The sequence below is a fragment of the Roseitalea sp. genome (assembly GCF_984466335.1).
In genome coordinates, this window is sequence record NZ_CFIFWG010000219.1 from 1 (window position 1) to 3,932 (window position 3,932).

At 68.1% G+C, this 3,932-nt stretch carries 5 protein-coding genes and 1 pseudogene; 3 read left to right on the top strand and 3 right to left on the bottom strand.

The features are described from left to right. Positions 1 to 161: 161 nt before the first annotated feature. A pseudogene (locus AC5E6L_RS14610) lies at positions 162 to 269 on the bottom strand (cytoplasmic protein); the annotation flags it as partial. Between the two features lie 573 nt (positions 270 to 842). Here AC5E6L_RS14610 and AC5E6L_RS14615 point away from each other — a divergent pair. After that, complete coding sequence (locus AC5E6L_RS14615) at positions 843 to 1,205, top strand: helix-turn-helix domain-containing protein (RefSeq protein WP_491774261.1); 363 nt, start codon at positions 843 to 845, stop codon at positions 1,203 to 1,205. Continuing rightward, positions 1,195 to 1,992: a DUF6456 domain-containing protein gene (locus AC5E6L_RS14620; protein ID WP_491774263.1), complete on the top strand. Its 798-nt coding sequence runs from the start codon at positions 1,195 to 1,197 to the stop codon at positions 1,990 to 1,992. Before AC5E6L_RS14615 ends, AC5E6L_RS14620 begins: the two co-directional genes overlap by 11 nt. A 24-nt stretch (positions 1,993 to 2,016) precedes the next feature. On the opposite strand, the gene AC5E6L_RS14625 is transcribed toward AC5E6L_RS14620, so the two are convergent. Together AC5E6L_RS14625 and AC5E6L_RS14630 are read right to left on the bottom strand one after the other, a co-directional pair. Continuing rightward, the gene (locus AC5E6L_RS14625) at positions 2,017 to 2,439 is read right to left on the bottom strand and encodes a SufE family protein (RefSeq protein ID WP_491774265.1); all 423 of its coding nucleotides are present in this window, start codon (positions 2,437 to 2,439) and stop codon (positions 2,017 to 2,019) included. A 91-nt stretch (positions 2,440 to 2,530) separates the two neighbouring features. Then, on the bottom strand, positions 2,531 to 2,860 hold the full coding sequence (locus AC5E6L_RS14630) for a DUF5330 domain-containing protein (protein WP_491774267.1): 330 nt from the start codon (positions 2,858 to 2,860) through the stop codon (positions 2,531 to 2,533). Between the two features lie 285 nt (positions 2,861 to 3,145). Here AC5E6L_RS14630 and AC5E6L_RS14635 point away from each other — a divergent pair. Beyond that, positions 3,146 to 3,932: histidine kinase dimerization/phospho-acceptor domain-containing protein (locus tag AC5E6L_RS14635; protein ID WP_491774269.1), on the top strand; the 787-nt coding region annotated here is incomplete at its 3' end.

A 3,932-nucleotide genomic window follows, 5' to 3' on the forward strand; every position in this document is an offset into this window, starting at 1 on the left:
CGGGCGCCGCCGCCGCGCCGCGCAATCGCTTGTGGCGGGCGGGCTCCCGAGCGCGGTGCCTCTCCGGCGGCGCTTGTCGTCGGCGTCCTCGCGCCGGGCTTGGATGCGAATCGTTCGCCTGAGGCCTTCACGGCGCCGCTTCGATCGGTAAGCAGGCGCGACACCGTGTCGCGTGCCTGCTTGAGCGCTATGTGGCGATTGAGATCATAGGCCCAATGACGGGCAAGGCCCTTGTTGCGCTCGCGTGCGACAAGCCGGTCGAGTGCGCGCAGCCGGCCGCGCAGTTCCGTTGCCGTTGCCGCTTCGAGTTCGGTGAGGCGCGCGCCGGCAAACCGCCATGCAAGCCAGTCGAGGCGCGCCCTGTCGGCGTCTTGACGTGCCCTGAATCCATTGTCGTCGTTCATATCCGTCCGCGTTCCATGGCAATCCGTCAGCAACGCTAAACGCCGTGGCTGCCGGTTGGATAAGCGGATCGGCCTTTCCTCGCCCTCTCCACATATATCGCAATGAAAACAAAGGATTACAAAAAAATAGGTAAATTTTCCTATCAAACTGCCGCTCTCCTGATATAAGAAAAAATTCCTTGAAAGGAGGTGCTTATGCAAGGTCTGGAACGCGCCGGCGGCGACCGGTCGAGCCGTTTGCCGGTCGACAAGGCGACCGAGCCGGGCTGGCGCCGAACTGTCCGCCCCGAACCCGATCGATCCGCATGCCAGCCCCATGCCGGTGCTCCGCTGGAGCAATCCCGGCGAAATGCCCGCTCCGGACCTTGTCCGGAGTGGAAGCCGGTTTCGCGTCGGCGGTTGCGATCGAACGAACATTCGGAGCGCTTGAACGAATCAATGGAAAGCGAAAACGCTCTGGGCCTGCGGGACGCTTCGGCCCTGTGCGACGGTGTGGTCGACCTGATGGCGGCGCTCTTTTCGGTCAGCGGCCGGCAATTGCGGTCGCCCAAGCGGCACGGCCGGTCGGTGGCGCGCGTCCGCCAGATCGGCATGTACATCGCGCATACCTCGCTTGGCTTGCGTATGGCCGAGGTGGCGGCCGGGTTCGGGCGGGACAAGAGCACGGTCATGTATGCCTGCCACCTGGTCGAGGATCTGCGCGACGATGTGGACTTCGACCGGATCGTCGCCCAGGCCGAACAGATCGTGCGGGTCGCCTTCGATCTGCGGACCGTGCGGGAGGGCGACAATGACCGCTAAACGGCTGGAGCGGCATGCCTTGCGCATTCTCGGCGCATTGTCGACCGCAAGCAGTGCGGTCGTCAGGCCGGGAGGCGGCGCTGCAATGGTCCTGGAACTCGATGGCGCACGCGCCTTGCGCTGTCCGGCCGAGCTTGTCGAGACGATGGTGGCGCGCGGTTGGGTCGCCTCGGCCGGCGATTCGGACGACGAGCGCCCGATCGCCATCACCGAAGACGGCCGGAGCTGGCGTCGGCGCGCCTGCGCCGGCGGCGATCATGCCGGACAGCACCGGACCCTCGGTCGCGCCGTGCGTCCCGAACAGGCGAAAGCCACGGTGGTCAATCTTGGCGAATCGCCGCTCACCCGCCTGGCGCGCCCGCGCCGGGGCGGCGATCCCGCCTGGTTGGACATGGTGCACGTCGCCGCCGGCGAGCGGCTGCGGTCCGACTTCGAATTCGGCCAGTTCCGCCAGAAGGTGACGGCCTGCTGGGACCCGGCCCGGACGGTGCGTGACGGCGGCGGCACGGCGCCCGACCTGCCGGCCATGGCCCTTGACGCGCGCGCCCGCTTCAACGCCGCGCTCAAGGCGGTCGGGCCCGAGCTGGCCGGCCCGCTCGTCGATATATGCTGTTTTCTCAAGGGCCTTGAACATGTCGAGGCCGAACGGGGCTGGCCGAGGCGTTCGGCCAAGGTGGTTCTGCGGACGGCCCTCAGCGCTCTCGACCGCCATTATAATCCGCCGCCCGACGGCGCCGATTGGCGTTTGCGCCATTGGGGCGCGGCCGGCTACCGTCCGACGCTCTGAGCACCGACCCGGGCGGCCGCCCGCTCAGGCCGCCCGACGCTCGCCCGCTTCGCTCTTCATCCGGTCGACCATGGCGCGCAGCCCGTTCGAGCGCTGTGGCGTCAAATGGCTGTCGAGGCCGATCCGCCTGAACAGGCCTTCGGCGTCGAAGGCGACAACCTCCTGGGCGCGCCGGCCGGACAGGGCGCTGATCATGATGGCGACGAGGCCGCGCACGATATGCGCGTCCGAATCCCCACGGAAGGAAACGGTGTCGTCCTGATGGTGTCCGGCCTCTGCGACGAGCCAGACCTGGCTGACGCAGCCATTGACCTTGTTCGCCTCGGACTTTTCCGCGTCCGGCATATCCGGCAATTCGCGACCCAGCTCGATCACGTAGCGATATTTGTCCTCCCAATCGTCCAGAAGGTCGAAATCGTCGATGATCGATTGAATGGTGCGAGGCATGTCCGGTCCGTTTGCATAGGCGCGTACTGCCAACATAACATATGGCGCGGCCCGGGTCCGCTCAACCCCGGCTGGGGGGCGGTGCCGGCGATCACGCGCCGTCGGCCTGCACGCCGCCCGCATCCTCGGAAGCGCGGGCGCTGGCGAACAGGCCGGACGCGATGATCAGGCCCTGATGGGCGCGGGCGACGGCGGCGTCTGCCAGCGCCCGGCCGCTTTCGCACAGCGCCGGTTGGCGGCTGCATATCGAGCCGACATCCTCGGCCATCGCGCCGGCCAGGCGCCTCGCGTGCGCCGTGGTCTGCATCGGGCTGGCCGCGGCCGCGGTGTCCGCTTCGGGCAGGTCCGCCGGCATCAGGCTCGGCAGGGCCATAAGGCCAAGAAATCCCCACACCGTCGCCTTGATCGCAAAACGGATCATGTCCCCTGTCCCCCGCTGCGTTTCGTCCCCGCCGGCAATCTGCCATCGGCCGCTGAAAGCGGGGTGCGCGCGGATCGCCGCATTTGCGACAAATTTCGCTCAAATGCCACCTGTCGCGGAAAATCTTTGCGCCGCAATTACTTGCCCTGAGGCACGATGTGTTAACCATAGCCGGAAATGCCTGCCCTGCGGTGCACGGTTGGGCCATGCGCGCCGTCCCCATTTATCCATTCGTAAACCGCGCCATGGGAATATGAGCGCGCCACCGGCCCGGTGGCATGGCGCGTGAGTGAAGTGTTGCCTTTTCTCGGTTTGATCGAACAGCTTTCCCGGTTCCGCACCGGCGCCAAGGCCGCCTTGAGCGCGGCGGCGCCAAGGCTGGCGCTGCCGCTGGCCGCCCTTTCGGGCGCAAGCGCCTGGGCCGGCCTTTCGACGATATTGGATGCGCCCGGGCCGGCCGCGCTCGCCATGGGCACGCTCGCCCTGACGGCCGCCGGCCTGACGGCGGCCGCGGCCTGCCGCATCGGCCGGCCGCGCGACCGGACGGTCGCCGACGCGGATCGTGCGGACATGCCTGGTGCGTCGTCACGCTCCGACGTATCGCCGGTGCATCCTGATTGGGTCATGCTCGATGCGAGCGGGCATGTGCGCCGCGGCGTCCGGCTCGATCTGGAGGGTGTGGTGGACATCGGCCGGGGCGAAACGCTGCTCGACCGCATCCATCTCACCGATCGGGTCGCGTTCATGCACGCGCTGTCGGCGGCGCGGGCTCCCGGCGCCGCGCCGATCGCCGTCGATGTCCGCCTCAATCGCGCCCCGTCTGCGCTGGGCCAGGCGTTCGTTCCGGCGCGGATGGTCTTGGCGGCCGCCGGTCGCGCCGGCGAGGTCGCGGTCGCGATGGCCCCTGCGGGCGACCGCGCCGCGCCGGACGCGTTTGGCCCCGACACCGCCCGGCCGGACGACCGGCTTATGATCGTCAGCCATGAGTTGCGCACGCCGCTCAACGCAATCGTGGGTTTTTCCGAGCTGTTGGGCGGCGATGCCTCGGTCGCCTTGCCGGTTGAGCGCCAGC